The organism is Mesorhizobium sp. WSM4808 (genome assembly GCF_055811675.1).
The window spans coordinates 37,777-54,218 of the sequence record NZ_JBVVQX010000012.1 but is presented as its reverse complement, the minus strand read 5'-3'; the positions used below and the strand labels follow the sequence as shown (position 1 = coordinate 54,218).

At 63.8% G+C, this 16,442-nt stretch carries 18 protein-coding genes; 8 read left to right on the top strand and 10 right to left on the bottom strand.

Going from position 1 to position 16,442, the window contains the following annotated elements; all coding sequences use genetic code 11:
- Genes pxpB through AC0L2U_RS21385 form a run of 5 tightly spaced genes read left to right on the top strand, consistent with a single transcriptional unit; the run spans window position 1 to window position 4,938 of the window.
- Complete coding sequence (gene pxpB, locus AC0L2U_RS21405) at window positions 1-663, top strand: 5-oxoprolinase subunit PxpB (RefSeq protein WP_127322232.1); 663 nt, start codon at window positions 1-3, stop codon at window positions 661-663.
- A complete protein-coding gene (locus tag AC0L2U_RS21400; RefSeq protein WP_128288150.1) occupies window positions 660-1,640 on the top strand; it encodes a 5-oxoprolinase subunit C family protein in 981 nt (326 codons plus the stop codon). Before pxpB ends, AC0L2U_RS21400 begins: the two co-directional genes overlap by 4 nt.
- Entirely contained in the window at window positions 1,637-2,800 is a 1,164-nt protein-coding gene (locus AC0L2U_RS21395; protein ID WP_128288149.1) for an epoxide hydrolase family protein, read from the top strand. The genes AC0L2U_RS21400 and AC0L2U_RS21395 overlap by 4 nt, the downstream gene beginning before the upstream one ends.
- Before the next feature lie 38 nt (window positions 2,801-2,838).
- Window positions 2,839-3,870: an Ldh family oxidoreductase gene (locus AC0L2U_RS21390; protein WP_473602670.1), complete on the top strand. Its 1,032-nt coding sequence runs from the start codon at window positions 2,839-2,841 to the stop codon at window positions 3,868-3,870.
- Window positions 3,871-3,912: 42 nt separating this feature from the next.
- Window positions 3,913-4,938 (top strand): proline racemase family protein, encoded by a 1,026-nt coding sequence (locus tag AC0L2U_RS21385; RefSeq protein WP_127809642.1) that lies wholly within the window; start codon window positions 3,913-3,915, stop codon window positions 4,936-4,938.
- A gap of 17 nt (window positions 4,939-4,955) precedes the next feature.
- Here the strand turns inward: AC0L2U_RS21385 and AC0L2U_RS21380 are convergent, their stop codons facing one another.
- The 5 genes from AC0L2U_RS21380 to AC0L2U_RS21360 are packed head-to-tail and all read right to left on the bottom strand — an operon-like array spanning window position 4,956 to window position 9,189.
- Window positions 4,956-5,729, bottom strand: coding sequence for a LamB/YcsF family protein (locus AC0L2U_RS21380; RefSeq protein ID WP_127809641.1), 774 nt, complete (start codon window positions 5,727-5,729; stop codon window positions 4,956-4,958).
- Between the two features lie 36 nt (window positions 5,730-5,765).
- Window positions 5,766-6,155: an acetyl-CoA carboxylase biotin carboxyl carrier protein gene (locus AC0L2U_RS21375; protein ID WP_473602636.1), complete on the bottom strand. Its 390-nt coding sequence runs from the start codon at window positions 6,153-6,155 to the stop codon at window positions 5,766-5,768.
- Complete coding sequence (gene accC / locus AC0L2U_RS21370; RefSeq protein ID WP_127809639.1) at window positions 6,145-7,518, bottom strand: acetyl-CoA carboxylase biotin carboxylase subunit; 1,374 nt, start codon at window positions 7,516-7,518, stop codon at window positions 6,145-6,147. The genes AC0L2U_RS21375 and accC overlap by 11 nt, the downstream gene beginning before the upstream one ends.
- A gap of 4 nt (window positions 7,519-7,522) precedes the next feature.
- Window positions 7,523-7,978, bottom strand: coding sequence for an acetyl-CoA carboxylase biotin carboxyl carrier protein (locus tag AC0L2U_RS21365; RefSeq protein WP_127809638.1), 456 nt, complete (start codon window positions 7,976-7,978; stop codon window positions 7,523-7,525).
- Window positions 7,979-7,986: 8 nt separating this feature from the next.
- Window positions 7,987-9,189 carry a pyridoxal phosphate-dependent aminotransferase gene (locus AC0L2U_RS21360; protein WP_127269418.1) on the bottom strand — a complete coding sequence of 401 codons (1,203 nt, stop codon included), beginning with the start codon at window positions 9,187-9,189 and terminating at the stop codon, window positions 7,987-7,989.
- A gap of 204 nt (window positions 9,190-9,393) precedes the next feature.
- On the opposite strand from AC0L2U_RS21360, the gene AC0L2U_RS21355 reads away from it, so the two are divergent.
- The gene (locus tag AC0L2U_RS21355; RefSeq protein WP_127809637.1) at window positions 9,394-10,572 is read left to right on the top strand and encodes an NAD(P)/FAD-dependent oxidoreductase; all 1,179 of its coding nucleotides are present in this window, start codon (window positions 9,394-9,396) and stop codon (window positions 10,570-10,572) included.
- Between the two features lie 106 nt (window positions 10,573-10,678).
- Window positions 10,679-11,332: a GntR family transcriptional regulator gene (locus tag AC0L2U_RS21350; protein WP_023809526.1), complete on the top strand. Its 654-nt coding sequence runs from the start codon at window positions 10,679-10,681 to the stop codon at window positions 11,330-11,332.
- 46 nt (window positions 11,333-11,378) lie between these two features.
- On the opposite strand, the gene AC0L2U_RS21345 is transcribed toward AC0L2U_RS21350, so the two are convergent.
- From AC0L2U_RS21345 to AC0L2U_RS21325, 5 genes are all read right to left on the bottom strand, one after another.
- Entirely contained in the window at window positions 11,379-11,843 is a 465-nt protein-coding gene (locus AC0L2U_RS21345) for a VOC family protein (protein WP_245463670.1), read from the bottom strand.
- Between the two features lie 5 nt (window positions 11,844-11,848).
- On the bottom strand, window positions 11,849-12,628 hold the full coding sequence (locus AC0L2U_RS21340) for an SDR family NAD(P)-dependent oxidoreductase (protein WP_024503240.1): 780 nt from the start codon (window positions 12,626-12,628) through the stop codon (window positions 11,849-11,851).
- Window positions 12,629-12,722: 94 nt separating this feature from the next.
- The gene (locus AC0L2U_RS21335; protein WP_473602635.1) at window positions 12,723-14,201 is read right to left on the bottom strand and encodes an aldehyde dehydrogenase; all 1,479 of its coding nucleotides are present in this window, start codon (window positions 14,199-14,201) and stop codon (window positions 12,723-12,725) included.
- An 8-nt stretch (window positions 14,202-14,209) separates the two neighbouring features.
- Window positions 14,210-14,797: a thiamine pyrophosphate-dependent enzyme gene (locus AC0L2U_RS21330; RefSeq protein ID WP_127269711.1), complete on the bottom strand. Its 588-nt coding sequence runs from the start codon at window positions 14,795-14,797 to the stop codon at window positions 14,210-14,212.
- 5 nt (window positions 14,798-14,802) lie between these two features.
- Complete coding sequence (locus tag AC0L2U_RS21325) at window positions 14,803-15,315, bottom strand: thiamine pyrophosphate-binding protein (RefSeq protein ID WP_164748823.1); 513 nt, start codon at window positions 15,313-15,315, stop codon at window positions 14,803-14,805.
- Between the two features lie 161 nt (window positions 15,316-15,476).
- On the opposite strand from AC0L2U_RS21325, the gene AC0L2U_RS21320 reads away from it, so the two are divergent.
- Window positions 15,477-16,412, top strand: coding sequence for a LysR family transcriptional regulator (locus tag AC0L2U_RS21320; protein ID WP_127267891.1), 936 nt, complete (start codon window positions 15,477-15,479; stop codon window positions 16,410-16,412).
- Window positions 16,413-16,442: the final 30 nt, after the last annotated feature.

Here is a 16,442-nt window from a genome sequence, read left to right as displayed (position 1 = left end):
ATGGTTGTCGGTACGCCCCACATCAGTCTTGCGGGATCGGGCGCGCTGCTGCTCGATGGAATGCAGGGGGCTTTCAACGATGCCACCCAGGAACTGGTCTGGGCGGTAGCGAATGCCGCGCTGAGCCTCGAAGGGGTGCGCGAGGCCGTTCCCGGCATGAACAACCTGCTGGTGGTGTTTGACCCGCTCGCCACAGACGCCCACAGCGTCGGAGATCAACTGATGTCGCTCTGGTCCGCCACCGATGCCCACCCGGTGACCGGCACGCATCATACGATTCCCGTTCACTACGGCGGCGCGCGCGGCGAGGATCTCACCGGCTGGGCCGCGCATTGCGGCCTGTCTGTCGACGAGACCGTCAGGCGCCACGCGGCGGCCCGCTACACCGTCGCCGCCATCGGCGCCATGCCGGGTTTTCCCTATCTATCCGGTCTCGACCCGCTGCTTGCCTGGGCAAGGCGCAGCACGCCTCGCCTCAAAGTCGCTGAGGGCGCCGTCATCATTGGTGGCGCGCAGGCGGGAATCATGCCGATGACCGCGCCGTCCGGCTGGCACATCATCGGCCATACCGACGTGAAGCTGTTCAAGGCCGAAGCGGAATTGCCCGTGCTGCTCAGGCCCGGAGACAAGATTCGCTTCGCAATTGCAGGGATCGAGGCATGATCGAGATCCTCACCACCGGCCTGCCGAACACGGTCCAGGATCTCGGCCGGCCCGGTCATCTGGCGCTGGGGGTCAGCCATGGCGGCGCCATGGACAAGCAGGCACTGGCGATCGCCAATCTCATGCTGGGCAATGATCCTTCGGCCGCCGGGATCGAGGTCACGCTTCATCCGTTCCGGCTGCGCGCGCATATCGACACCGCCGTCGCCATCACCGGCGCTGATTGCGCCGTCAGCATCGGCGACCGGCCCTGCCCGCCCTGGTGGGCCATGACGATCCGCGCAGGCGAGACCCTTGTCCTCGAGGCACCGCGCGCCGGTGCTCGTTCCTACATCGCCTTTGCCGGCGGGATCGATCTGCCGCCCGTCATGGGGTCGCGCGCGACGGATGTGAAAGGCGGTTTCGGCGGGTTCGCTGGACGCGGCCTGTCGCGCGGTGACCGGCTTGCGCTCAAACCTGCGCAATGCCGCCTTCCCGCGGGCGGCATCGGCGCAGCGCTGGAGGAGCGACGAGGCGCGGCGGACGCCTTGGCCTCGGCAATCGAATTGCGGGTTCTGCCGGCCGCCGAGTTCGACGCCTTCACGCCGGAGGCCCAGGCGGCCTTCGCCGGCAGCGAATGGCGCATCACCAACGACGCCAACCGCATGGGATATCGCATTGCTGGAGAGACGCTTTCGCTCCTCTCACCGCTCGAATTGCTCTCGCACGGCATCGTACCAGGCACAGTCCAGGTGCCGCCGTCCGGCCAACCGATCATCCAACTTGCCGATGCCAACACTTGCGGCGGCTATCCGAAGATCGCTACGGTGATCGAAGCTGACCTCTGGCGGCTGGCGCAAGCGCCGGTCGGCGCGCGCCTGCGTTTCTCAGCGGTCTCGATAGAAGCGTCGACGGAAGCGCTTCGCGCGAACCGGCAGCAAAGTCACGACTTTATCGCCGCCCGAAACCTTATGGCCGGCGAGCAGAGGACTCCATGAAAATTCGCCCCTTCACCATCGAGATTGCCCAGTCTGAAATCGACGATTTGAAGAAGCGCATCTCGACCTGGCGCGAGCCGGACCAGTTGCAGGCGATAGGCTGGGCGCAGGGAACGGAGCACGAGGAACTGCGCCGACTAATGCAGCACTGGCGCACCGGCTTCGACTGGCGCAAGCAGGAAGCCGCCTGGAACATCCATCCGCACTACCAGACGGATATCGGCGGCGAAACCATCCATTTCATCCATGCGCGTGCCGCTGTGGCGACCAACAGAACGGTCATACTCACCCATGGCTGGCCAGGCAGCGTCTTCGAATTTCACAGGCTGATCCCGCTTCTGACCGATCCGCTTTCGCATGGCGGAAGACAGGAGGACGCCTTCAACGTCGTGGCCCCCTCGATTCCCGGCTATGGCTTTTCAAGCCGACCGACCAGGCCTGGTCTCAACCTGTTCACCGTCGCCGACCTTTGGGCCGAGTTGATGAGCCGTCTCGGCTACAAACGATATCTCGCGCAAGGTGGCGATCTGGGCGCCGGCGTGTCGACCTGCCTGGCGCACGCGTATCCAGACAGTCTCGCCGGCGTGCATCTGAACTTCATCCCCGGCTCATACTCACCTCCTCACGATCCAGGCCCGGATGGCGACCTGAGCTTGGAAGAACGCGCCTTCCTGGAACGGAAAGCCGGATGGGCGGATCTTCATGGCGCCTATGCTCATATTCAAGCGACGCGCCCGCAAACGCTTGCCTACGGGCTGACGGATTCGCCGGTCGGACTGGCGGCGTGGATGATCGAAAAATTCCGCGACTGGAGCGATTGCGATGGCGATCTGGCCAACGCCGCTTTTTCGCGCGACGACATGCTCGCCAACATCTCGCTCTACTGGTTCACCCGGACCGTCGCTTCGTCGATGCGGCTCTATTGGGAAACGCGCGCCCGTCCGCTTGCATTCGCGCCCGGCACGGCGATCAACGTCCCGCTTGCAGTGGCTTTGTTTCCCAAGGAATTGCCGATGCCGCCAAGGAGTTGGGTCGAGCGCGTCTTCAAGGACATCCGCCAGTGGACAGCGATGCCGCGCGGTGGTCATTTCGCAGCCCTCGAGCAGCCCGCTTTGCTTGCACAGGATCTAAGAGCCTTTGCCGGTGGTCTGGATTTTTAAAGGCAGCGTTTGCGCGCAGCCAAGCCCGAAGGCCAGAAATGACCAACACCACGATCACCATCGATGCCCTGCATGAGCGCGTCGATGCAATTTTCCGCAAGGCCGGACTGAACCCCATTCAGGCCAGCGCCATTACAAGGGTCATCGTCGCGGCGGAACGCGATGCCTGCAAGTCGCATGGCATCTACCGGATCGAAGGCGCCCTGCGGACGATCAAGGCCGGAAAGGTAAAACCGGACGCGCTGCCCGAGTTGCTGCCGCAAGACGCTCCCGCCCTCGTCAAAGTGGATGCGAAGCATGGTTTCGCCAACCCAGCCTTCGAACTGGGTCTGCCCGTGCTGATCGAGCGGGCACGGTCGTGCGGCATTGCCGCACTCGCGATCAACGATGCGGTGCATTTTTCCGCCCTTTGGGTGGATGTCGAAGCTTTGACACAGGCAGGCCTGACCGGCCTGGCCATGTGCCCGAGCTATGCCACCGTCGCTCCGACCGGTGGCAACGGACCGTTGCTGGGCACCAATCCTTTTGCCTTTGGCTGGCCGCGAGAAGAGCAGCCTCCCTACGTTTTCGACTTCGCGACCTCGGTTGCCGCGCGCGGCGAGATCGAGCTCCACCGCCGGGCCGGCAAGAAGCTGCCGGAAGGCTGGGCCATGGATTCGGACGGCAGGCCAACGACCGATCCCGAAGCTGCCTTGGCGGGCGCCATGCTTCCCTTCGGCGGGCACAAGGGCTCCGCCATCGCGACGATGATCGAGCTGCTCGCCGGGATCATGATCGGCGACCTGACCAGCCCCGAGGCGCTCGAGCTGCTTGGCACCACGACGCTTTATCCGTCGCACGGAGAGTTGGTCATCGCTTTCTCGCCGAAAGCCTTCGCCGCCGGCCGGCCCGGCAATCCGCTGGGCCGTGCTGAAGCGCTGTTCGAGGCGATCTTGGGCCAGGGTGCGCGCCTGCCCTCGCAAAGGCGGTTCCTAGCCCGCGAGACGTCGGAGCGCGACGGTATCGTCCTATCGCACCAGGAAATGGAACAACTCGATCGTTTTCTCGAACGAGGGCTCGACGCGGTCTGAATCGGTATCGCCAGGGCCAAGACCAATCACAGGAGGAGAAAAATGCGCTGGACGAAAACATTCACGGTCGTCGGCTGCCATGCCGAGGGCGAAGTCGGCAATGTGATCACCGGAGGCGTCAAGGACGTTCCGGGCAAGACCATGTTCGAAAAGAAGGAGTATCTCGAAGCGCATATGGACGACATTCGTGGGCTGCTCTTGTTCGAGCCGCGCGGTGCGCCCTACGTCAACGGCAACATCATCCTGCCGCCTTGCGATCGCTCGGCGGATCTCGGCTACGTCATAATTGAAAGCACGGAATACCCGCCCATGTCTGGCTCAAACACCATCTGCGTCGCCACAGTGGCGCTGGAAACGGGGATGGTGCCGATGAAGGAGCCTGAGACATTGCTGCGCATGGAAGCGCCGGCCGGCATGATCGAGGTGCGCTGTCTCTGCGAGAACGGCAAGGTGAAGCAGGTGGAGTTCACCAATGTACCGGCTTTTGCACTCCACCTCGACACGCATGTCGAGGTGGAAGGGCTCGGCACGATCACCGTCGACACCTCCTATGGCGGCATGACTTTCGCCCATGTCAATGCGCGCGCACTCGGCTTTTCCATAACACCCGACGAGGCCCACCAGATGTCGCTGATGGGCCAACGCATCAAGAAGGCGGTCAACGAACAGCTCGAGGTCGTGCATCCGGAGAACCCGAAGATCCGCGACGTGTCCAACGTGATTTTCGAAGGTCCGATCGAGCGCGTCGACGGGCGCGTGGAAAGCGTCAACGGCACGGTGTGCCTGCATGGCAGGCTCGACCGCTCGCCGACAGGCACCGGCACCACCGGGCGGCTGGCGGTAATGTCGGCAAAGGGGCAGATCGCCAAGGGCGAGCTGTTCCGCAACAGATCGATCATCGGGACCCATTTCGATTCCCGCGTGATCGCCAATACGCGCCTCGGCGATCGCGACGCTGTCGTGGTCACCATCGCCGGACAGGCCTGGATCACCAGCATCGGCCAATATGGCCTCGACCCGACAGACCCTTATCCACGCGGGCATCGCCTCAGCGACGTCTGGTTCTGAAACGGACGCGGCCGTGCTCAGGCCGCGAACGCTCTGACCCTGACGCCGCTCGCCTCCAGCCGTCGCCGAACGCGCGCGGCGATGGCGACGGCTGCCGGCGTGTCGCTGTGGACGCAGATCGAATCGATCGGCGTCTGCAGCATCTGCCCGGAAAGCGTCTCGATGGCGCCTTGCTTGACCATCCGCACGACCCGTTCTGCCGCCTTCTCGGCGTCGTGGATGACAGCGCCTTCCAGCTTGCGCGAGACAAGAAAGCCTTCCTCCGTATAGGCGCGGTCGGCAAAGATTTCGGACCTGACCGTCAGGCCCGCGTCGCGCGCGATCCTGTCCTGGAAGCCGAGCGCAATGGACAGGCAGATCAGGCCGGGATCGACGGCCTTGACCGCGCGCGTCACCGCTTCGGCAACGCCACGGTCGGTCTGGGTAAGGTTGCCCAGCGCGCCATGCGCCTTCACATAGCGGATCGGGTGGCCGGCATAGGCGGAAAGCGCCTGCGCCGCGCCGATCTGGTAGGCGACCAGCCTTTCGATCTCATCCATGGAATGCGGGATGATGCGGCGTCCGAACCCCCACAGATCGGCAAAGCTCGGATGCGCGCCAACGGCGACGCCCTTGTCGCGCGCCATCGAGAACGTGGCCGCCATGATCTCGGGGTCGCCGGCATGAAAGCCGCAGGCCACATTGGCTGAACTGACGATGTCGAGGATCGCCGCATCGTCGCCGAGCCTGTAGGCTCCAAAACCCTCGCCCATGTCGGAATTGATATCGACCTGCAATCCTTGGGCCGCCATGGCGCTTTCCTCAGTGGTTCGAACCGTCGCCTTGCTTCACACCAGCTCGTAGAGCGGCGTCCCGTAGCCGACGACCGCTCCGTCCTCGATCAGCGCTGCACCCAGCACACCGTCTGCCGGCGCAACGATTGCCTTCAGGCATGGGCCGACCTGCAGGACGCCGACCGTCTCGGCCTTGCGAACCGTCTGGCCAGGTTCGGCGATCGGACGACCGGTCGTTGGGTGATCGAGACGGAACACGCCGACGCCGGGCGCGCGCACGCCCTTGAAGACCGTTTCGGCCTTCAGGGCTTCGACCGGGGGTGTCGAGGCAACAACGGATTGCATGTGCAAGCGCAACGAAAACCCGGCCTCCGACACTTCGATCTCGCCGATGCCGGCGCTAGCGCACCAGGCGGCCAGCCTTTCGATCTCCTCAACCGTCATCGCCGCCTCGTCCCTGGAGCAGACCGCCTTCAATGAGACGTTCGAGATGATGGATATCGAAGCCGCCGGCAGCGAAGCCGGGCTCGTCCATCAGGAGGCCGTGCAGCGGCGCGTTGGTGGCGATGCCGACGGCCTCCATCTCGCCCAGCGCGCCACTCATGCGCCGGATCGCCTCGGCTCGCGTCACGCCATGCGCCAGCAGCTTGGCCACCAATGAATCGTAGTGCGGCGGCACGGTGTAGCCGGAGTAGAGATGCGATTCGACGCGGATTCCGGGACCTCCGGGCGGCGTCCAGCGCTCGACCCGGCCCGGATGCGGGCGAAAGCTGTATGAATCTTCAGCGTTGATGCGGCATTCGACGGCGTGGCCCTGGATGCGGATGTCTTCCTGGCTGAACGACAGGGGTTCGCCCCGGGCGATGCGGATCTGCTCGCGCACGATATCGATGCCGGTGACAAGTTCCGTGACGGGATGCTCCACCTGCACGCGGGTGTTCATCTCGATGAAAGAGAAGCGCCCGTCCTCGTAGAGGAATTCGAATGTGCCCGCGCCTGTATAGCCGATGGTCAGGCATGCCTGGGCACACAGCTCGCCGATCTCGGCAACCGCCTCGCGGGCGATGCCGGGCGCCGGCGCCTCCTCGATGATCTTCTGGTGGCGGCGCTGCATGGAGCAATCCCGCTCGCCGAGCCAGACCGCCCTACCATGCTTGTCCGCCAGAATCTGGATCTCGATATGGCGCGGATGCTCGAGGAATTTTTCCAGATAGACTTGCGGGTTGCCGAAGGCCCGGTCCGCCTCTTTCACCGCCATTGAAACGGCTTCCATCAGGGCGTGCTGCTCGCGCACGATGCGCATGCCGCGCCCGCCGCCGCCGCCCGCTGCCTTGACGATGACCGGATAGCCGATGGCCTCGGCAATGGCGCGCACTGCCTGCTCGTCCTGCGGCAGCGCCCCCTCCGAGCCCGCAACGCAGGGAACGCCGGCGGCGATCATCGTGCGCTTGGCGGAGACCTTGTCGCCCATGGTGCGGATCGCCGCCGCCGACGGCCCGATGAAGGCAAGGCCGGCATTCTCGACAGCCTCGGCGAAGGCGGCGTTTTCCGAGAGGAAGCCGTAGCCCGGATGGATCGCGCCCGCGCCGGTGAGTTGCGCGGCCGCGATGATCTCGGCGATGTTGAGATAGCTCTCCGTCGCGGCCGCCGGTCCGATGCAGATCGCCCTGTCCGCCAGCGCGACATGTCGAAGGCTCGCATCCGCTTCCGAGTGCGCCGCCACCGTCTTCAATCCGAGGTCGCGGCAGGCGCGCAGGATGCGCAGCGCGATTTCACCACGATTGGCGATGAGGACGGTGTCGAACATCGCCTCAGCCCAAATCTTCGAGAACGAACAGCACATCGCCGGACTGCACCGCGGCATGGTCGTCGAACGCGATCTGGACGATCCGCCCAGCGCGATCGGATTCCACGACATTGAACGTCTTCATGGCTTCGAGGACACCAACCTTCTGCCCTTCCACGACCACATCGCCAACCGAAGCGAGCGGCGGTTCACCTTCGGTGCCGGAGCGGTAGAACACGCCCGTCAGCGGCGCGCGGATCGAATAGCGTGCGATGGGCGGAGATGTCGAAGCCGGATTTGTGAAGACGGCAGGGACGGCGGCTGGCCCCGACTGCGACGCAGATTGCGCTTGCGACGCGGATTGCGCCGGCGCCATCTGCCTGGACATGCGGATGCGAACGCCATTGCGCTCGATCTCCAGTTCGGCAATGGGCGAACGCGAGACAAATTCGATCAGCTTCTGGACGAAGTCGAGATCCATCGCCGACCCTATCGCAGCGCTTCGACAGCCTTGGCGATTCGCCCGATCGCTTTTTCGATCAGATCCATCGACGTGGCTATGGAAATGCGGAAATGCGGCGACAGCCCGTAGGCAGAGCCCTGCACCACCGCGACCCGCGCCTGATCGAGCAGGTAAAGCGAGAAATCATCGTCGCTGCCGATGGGAGTGCCGTCGGGGCGACGACGGCCGATCAGGGCCGAGCAATTGGGATAGAGATAGAAGGCGCCCTCGGGCGTCTGGCAGGTAAGGCCGGGAATCTTGCGCAGCAGCTCCAGAGCGCGGTCGCGCCGAGCCTGGAATTCGAGCGCCCGAGGGCGAAGAAAGTCCTGGGGACCTTCCAGTGCGGCAATGGTCGCGGCCTGCGAGATGGATGACGGGTTCGACGTGCTTTGGCTCTGCACGGTGGCCATGGCGCGGATCAGCGGTTCCGGCCCGCCGGCATAGCCGATCCGCCAGCCGGTCATGGCATAGGCCTTCGACACGCCATTCACTGTCAGCGTACGGTCCTTCAGCCTCGGCTCGACGCCGGCGATGGTATGGAAGGTACGTCCATCGAACAGGATATGCTCGTAGATGTCGTCGGTCAGAACGTGCACATGCGGGTGATCGAGCAACACCCCGGCCAGGCCGGCAAGTTCGTCGGGGCTGTAGACGGCGCCAGTCGGATTGGAAGGCGTGTTGAGCAGCAGCCATTTGGTGCGCCCGGTGATCGCGGCTCGCAGGGCTTGCGGTGTCAGTTTGAAGCCCTGCGCCTCCGTGCAAGGAACGACCACGGGCTTGCCTTCGCCGAGCAGGACGATGTCGGTGTAGGAAACCCAATAGGGCGCGGGGACGACCACCTCGTCACCGGGGGCCAGCGTTGCCAGCAGGGCGTTGTAGATGATCTGCTTTGCGCCACCCGCGACGCTGATTTGCGAAGGCTTGTAGTCGAGGCCGTTCTCGCGCCTGAATTTCCCGGCCACCGCCTTCTTCAGCGCGGCGGTGCCGTCGACCGCCGTATAGCGCGTTTCACCCCTGCGCATCGCCTCGTAGGCCGCCTCGACGATGTGCGGAGGCGTTGGAAAATCCGGCTCGCCGGCGCTCAGGCTGATGACGTCGATGCCGGCCGAGCGCATTTCGATTGCCCGCGCGGTGACCGCCATGCTGGGGCTTGGCTTGATGACGTCAAGACGGGGAGCGATGAGGCCCACGGGAAATCCTCGTCATGGCTGCCGCGACGTTGCCGGGCAGGTGATATCTGGGGAAAATTGGATAATGTATTCTGATTTTCGCGTCAAACCCCTTTTTCTGCATCGAAGACCGGGTTATGTCTCATTCCAGTGGTGGGTCGATAGAGGAAAGTATCCAATCCTTCATCGCCGCGTATGACATTCGAGATAGGGAACACGATTGGAATGGGCACAAACTATGATGTGGTGATCGTCGGCGGCGGCGTTGTCGGCAGCTCGATCGCCTATTTCCTGTCAGCCAATCCGGATTTCGATGGCAGTATTGCGGTGATCGAGCGGGACCCCTACTACACGGCCTCCTCGTCTTCCTTGTCGACCAGCGCCATCCGCCAGCAGTTCGGCACGGCGCCCAACATTGCCATGTCGAAGTTCAGCATCGACTTCCTGCGCCAGGTAAAGACGCGGCTTGCCATCGGCGACGAGTTGGCCGACATCGGCCTGCATGAGCCCGGTTACCTCGTGCTGGCGACACCCGAGCGGGCAGACGCGCAGCGTGCCAAGAACCGCGTTCAGCGCGGCATGGGCGTCGACGCCGAACTGATCGAGCAGGTTGATCTGGCACGACGCTTCCCGTGGCTCAACACGGACGATCTCGCCCTTGGCTCGCTCGGCCTTGGCAGCGAAGGCTGGTTCGACGGCCCCGGCCTGATGCAGGCCTTTCGCCGCAAGGCGCGCACGCAGGGCGTGGACTATCTTGCCGCGACGGTGACCGGACTGACCATGGCGTCTCCCCAAAAGGTCGGCGAAGTGGTGCTCGACAATGGCGACCGGCTTGCCGCCGGCACGGTGATCAACGCGGCCGGACCGTGGAGCGCGGGCATCGCCAAGATGGCCGGCGCCGAACTGCCGGTTGTCCCGAGCAAGCGCTGCGTCTTCGTCTTCGAAACGCCGGCAAGGATCGAAAACTGCCCCTTCGTCTTCGACACGAGCGGCTTCTGGCTGCGGCCGGAAGGCCAGCTCTTCCTGTGCGGTATTCCGCCGGTGCGCGAGAACGAGCCGGACGATTTTGAACTGGATGTGGATTACGACCTGTTCGACGAGTTGATCTGGCCGGCGCTCGCCCATCGTGTGCCCGGGTTTGAGCAATTGCGGATGTTGCGCGCCTGGGCGGGGCTCTACGAATACAACACCTTCGACCACAGCGGTATCATCGGCCGGCATCCCGAGGTTTCGAACTTTGTCCTGGCCACCGGCTTCAGCGGCCACGGCATGATGCATGCAGCGGCGACCGGGTCGGGCGTCAGTGATCTCATTGCCTATGGCGAGTACCGCTCTGTCGACCTGTCGGCCTTCCGCTACGAACGGATCGCTGGCAATCAACCTATCGAGGAACATGTCTACTGAAGCGAAACGGGCGACATGGCATCGCGGTGACAACGGTGCTATGCGTCCACTTCTTCAATCAACACGGCGCCAGTCAACAAACACGGCGGCCGCCTCAGGCTGATTCATGCTCGTACAGAAGAAAACCATCTCGACCCAGGTCGCCGATGCCATCAGGCAGAAGATCCTGATCGGCGAATACGAGGCCAACTTTCAGTTGCGGCAGGAGCATCTGGCCACCGAGTTCGGCGTCAGCCGAATTCCGGTGCGAGAGGCGCTGCATCAGCTTCATTCGGAAGGCTTCGTCACGCTGGTTTCCCACAAGGGCGCCGTCGTCACCTCCATTTCCCTGGACGAGATCCTCGAGCTCTACGAATTGCGGGCCCGGATCGAAACATGGCTACTGGCCCTCGCCATTCCAAGGATGACGGAGGCCGACCTCGCGCTGGCCCGCGAGCGCGCAAAGCAGCACCAGGAGCAGGGCAAGACCGGCGAGTATTCGAACCAGCTCAACTGGAACTTCCACGCCGCGCTCTACGCGCCGTCCGGCCGCAAGGCGACGATCGAACTGGTCGGGCGCATCTATCAGCAGCTGGAACGCTACACGCGCATGATGGTGACGCTCACCGAGATCCAGGCCCAGTCCGACCGCGACCACTGGCAGCTCATCGACCTATGCGAAGCCAAAGATACGCTGCGCGCCGTCGGCCTTTTGGAAATGCATATCATCACCAGCGGCAAATTCCTGGTCGACCGGCTTGAGGAATTGCGGGGCAGCTGATCAGTCGCCCCGTCTCCTTGTCCAGCCCCAATCCTTCGCGCGAAGATCATTTGCCGGGCAGATTGGTCGCCCTCGTCAGCAGGATCACGCCCGCCTTGTCGGCCGTATCGTAATAGGTGAAGCCGGTGCGGTTTTCCCGGCGCCCGCGCATCAGCACGGGAAGCCCGTCGTCCTGCGCCTTGGCCTCGGCTGCATCCGCATCGCGAACCTCAAAGCCGATATGGAAGACGCCTTCACCCTTGCTGTCGAGATGAATCCGCTGCGGTGAAGGATCGCCGTTCGGCTCGCACAGCTGCAGCTGAACGTTCGGCAAGTTGCAAATCCGGTATTGCATCGCCTTGAAACCCTCGGGGCTTGGGACCTGGAGTTCTTCGTATTCGGCCAGCGGCGGATAGGACTCCCATGGCCCGATGCCGATGGAGTCATAATAGGCCTGCGCCTTGTCGATATCGTGCACGACGATGCAGATGTGATGCAGCTTGTCGAAATTGCCCATGTCGTCACTCCCCATTCTTCTCACTCCTTGATCGGGACCGTATAGTTCAGAACGCGGCGCCCCCCGTCGGGGTAGATCGTCTCGCCGGTGATGTAGGAAGCGTCGTCGCTGGCTAGGAATGCCACGACCGAGGCGATCTCGGCTGCCGTGCCGAGGCGCCCGAGAGGTGTCCGCGAAAGGACCGCCCGTCGCATTTCTTCCGAGTCGATGAATGTCCCGTCCATGACCATGTCCGTGGCGATGGTGCCCGGCCCGACACCGACCACGCGGATGCCGTGGGGGGCGAAGGCGACGGCCGCGGTGCTGGTGACCTGGTTCATGCCGCCCTTGGAGATCGCGTAGGTGGCGACACGTGGGTTGGCGAGGCCCGAATTGATCGACGACATGTTGATGATGACGCCGCCTCCACCTTGCGCGATCATCTGGCGGGCTGCGGCCTGGGTGCCCATGAACGCACCTTTGAGATTGACGGCGAGAACCCTGTCGTAGTCCGCCTCTGTGATGTCGAGAAAGTCCTGGACCGGAGCGATGCCGGCATTGTTGACCATGATGTCGACACGGCCGAACTTCGCCACCGCCGCTGCAATCAGCCCATCGACCTGGTCCTTCTTGCTGACATCCGTGACGACCGCCAGGACGCTGTCGGTGGTACCGATTTCAGCGGCACATTTTTTTAACTCCACGGCATCGATGTCGCCGAGCACGAGCTTCGCGCCTTCGGCCAAAAAGCGTTCCGCGCAAGCGCGTCCGATGCCGCGCGCCGCGCCTGTGACAACCGCCACCTTGCCTGCCTGTCTCATGTCCAATCCTTCGATCATTTGTAAGTCGGCCACCGTCTCAGGGAGCATGGGCCGAGCTTGGCTAGGAATGGGGTTTCTCCCACCGAAGCCTAGCCTAGCGGATAACGAAGGGATTGGCGGTCTTGCCGGCGGTGTCTATCCACACCGTCTTGGTCTGCAGATAGGAATTGATGGCATCCTGCCCGCTTTCGCGCCCGATACCGCTCCTCTTGTAGCCGCCGAAGGGCGCCATGTAGGAGACGGCACGGTATGAGTTGATCCAGACCATCCCCGCTTCCATCGCGGCCGCGCCGCGCAGCGCCCTGCCCATGTCGCTGGTCCATATTCCCGCCGCCAGCCCATAGGGGCTGTCATTGGCAATGGCGAAGGCCTCGTCCTCGTCGTCAAAGGGGATGACGGACAGGATCGGCCCGAACACCTCCTCACGCGCGATCCGCATGGTGTTGTTCACGCCGGTGAAGATGGTGGGCTCGACGAACCAGCCCTCGGCCAGTTCACCCGAGGCCGGCTTGCCGCCGCCCAGCACGCAAAGCGCACCCTCGCGGCGCGCGATGCCGAGATAGGACAGCACCTTCTCGCGCTGGGCTTGCGTGGTGATCGGCCCGACCTGCGTCTCTTGCAGCGCCGGATTGCCCAATCGAGCGCTGGCCGCCAGCGTTATGACGCCTACCACGAACCGGTCGTGGATTTTGCGATGCACCAGCAGCCGCGAACCCGCGATGCAGGTCTGGCCGCTGGCCGCGAAGATGCCTGAGATCGCGCCGTTGACCGCGCTCTCGATATCGGCGTCGTCGAAGACGATGTTGGCCGATTTGCCGCCGAGCTCCAGCGTGACGACTTTTAGCTGTTCGGCAGCCGCCCGATAGACCGCGATCCCGCCAGGCTCACCACCGGTGAAGGCGATCTTGGCGACGTCGGGATGAGAGACGAGTGGCGCGCCGACATCAAGCGGCATGCCGGTAACGGTGTTGACCACGCCGGGCGGGAAGCCTGCCCGCGCAAACAGTTTCACGAACTCCAGCGTCGAGGCCGAGGCGTGTTCCGACGGCTTGATGACGACAGTGTTGCCTGCCGCCAGCAGCGGCGCGAGCTTCCATGTCAGGAGTAAAAGCGGCGAATTCCAGGGCACGATCGCTGCAATGACACCCAGCGGCTCGTGGCGGGTGAAAGCGAACATGCCAGCCTTGTCGATCGGCAGCACCGACCCTTCGATCTTGTCGGCAAGACCGCCGAAATAGCGGAACCATTCCGGGATATAGCGCAGCTGTGCCGTCATTTCGGTGAGCAGCTTGCCATTGTCGCGCGTCTCGATGGCGGCAATACGATCTGCGTTCTCGGCGATCAGATCGGCCAGCCGCACGAGCAGCTTGCCCCGCGCGGTCGGCGTGATGCCGGCCCATTCCTTCGACCGGAATGCTGCCTTCGCGGACGCCACGGCGGCGTCCACCTGGCTCGCTCCTCCACGCGGGATCAGCGCCCAGGGCCTGCCGGTGAACGGATCATGGCTCTCGAATGTATCGGCTGTCGATTGCAACCGACCGCCGACCGTGTTCTGGAAACTGACCAGCGCCATATCGGTCCTCAACAGGTGGCAAAGCCCAGATGGGCGCGAAAGCGGTTCTTGACCTCGACCGCGTCGCGCGGCGGCAGCGAGCGCGGCAGGTTCTCGGCGGTGATTTTCAGCACGAAAAGGCGCGGACCGTCGGCCGGGCGCCGAAGTTCTCCACAGAGCATGTCGACCTCCTCCAGCGTACGCAGCTCGGCGGTCTTCGAAAAACCGCAAGCGGCCGCGACCTTGTCGAAACCAATGCCCTTGCCGGTATGGCTGGACTGCATGCCGGTCTCGCCGAAATGCTGATTGTCGAGCACGATCAGGTCGAGATTTTTCGGCCGCGCCACCGAGATCGTCGCCAGCGAACCGAACGCCATCAGCTGTTCGCCATCTCCGGTGATCACCATGACCCGCTTGTCGGGTTGGGCTTGGGCAAGCCCGAGGCCGATCAGCGCAGCACCCCCCATGGCGCCCCACAGATAATAGTTGTCGTTGCGGTCACCGGCAGCATGCACGTCGTAGCTCGGCGAGCCTAGACCGGTCACGACCAGGGCTCCGTCGCGGGCGTCAAGCAGCTTCTTCACCGCAACCCGGCGGTCCATCGTCGGTAAATTCATGTCGCTCACCACTTCTTCTTGCCGAGCAGCCGCTGCCCGATCAGCACGGCAATCTGCTGGTCGGCGTCGAAGGCCATCAAGGCTGCCTGCGCCACCGTCTCCACCAGGTCGGGACCGGTTTCGGCGCGCAGCACCCTGAGCCCTATCGCCTTCAGCGACGCCTCCGTCGCCTGCCCCATCGGCACCTGCCACGGGTTGAACTCGGCCCATTCGCCCCGCATCGTCACCAGGACGAGCAAGGGGAAGCGCGCCTGCACGGGAAGCGACAGCATGTTGATGCAATTGCCGACACCGGAGGATTGCATGAGCACGACGCTCCGCTTGCCACCGAGCCAGGAGCCTGCTGCGATGGCGATGCCCTCCTCCTCCGTCGTCAGCACATTGGTGACGACTTCGGGATCCTCACTGAAAAGGCGGATCAATGTGGTATGACCGGCATCCGGCACATAGGACATGTGGCTGATGCCGGCAGCCTTGAGCACCTCATAGACCTGATCCGGCCACTGCCTTTCAGACACGGTCGGAGCGGCGGCAAGCGCTGCTGCTTCCGGAGGTTTTGCTTGTATGCTCGCCGTCACCTTGCATCTCCGAGATATTGGACTGGCATTAGACTAGCGCGCTTGACCGATGCAATCTTCGTCTCTTTCTCGTGATCAGATATAATGGTATTCGATAGCTCATGGAGTTATCGCAGCTACGCACCCTCATCCACGTCGCCGAACTCGGCAGCCTCAGCAAGGCCGCCGACCGGCTGCACATTGCGCAGCCGGCGCTCAGCCGGCAGGTGCGCATGCTGGAGGAGGAATTGGGCTTTGCCCTTTTCCTGCGCCATGGACGCGGCATGGTGCTGTCCGAGCAGGGCAAGGAGGTGCTGGCGCACGCCATGCGCGTGATGGCCGAGATCGACGAGATCCGCGCCACGGCCACGCCCGCCGATGCGCCGCTGACCGGCGAAGTGGCCATCGGCCTGCCGCCCACCGTTGCCGACATTATTTCGCTGCCGCTGGCGGCCGCCTTCGGCAAGGCCCATCCCAAGGCGAAGCTCAGACTTGTCAGCGCCTACACCGGCTATCTGCTGGACTGGATGCACCGCGGCGAGGTGGACGTCGCGGTGCTCTATGACCCGCGCATGGCGCGTTCGCTGCGCTCGCGCCCGCTGCTCCTGGAAAACCTCTTCCTGATCGGACCGCCGGATGCGGGATTTTCAACTGTGCGCGCCGTATCGTTCGCCTCGCTCGCCGGCAAGCGCCTGCTGCTGCCCAGCATCAAGCACGGGCTGCGCATCATCGTCGAACGCTGCGCCACGGATGCCGGCATCACGCTCGATGTCGGCATCGAAGCGGACTCCTATTCGGCGCTGAAGGACCTGGTGCGCAACGGCCATGGCTGGACGATCCTGCCGCTCGCTCCCATCCATGCCGACGTGACTGCCGGGCTGCTCACCGCCGCGCCATTGATCGATCCGGTGCCCGTGCGCCGCCTGATCCTTGCCTACCCGGCGGACCGGCCTGCCTCGCGGCTGGCGCGGTTTGCCGGACAAGCGATAGAGGACATCGCCAAGGATCTTGTCGGGCGGGCCGTCTGGGTCGGCCAACTTCTCGGCCCTCCACCATAAGCATTCGAATTGCGTTATATCTGCTCACGT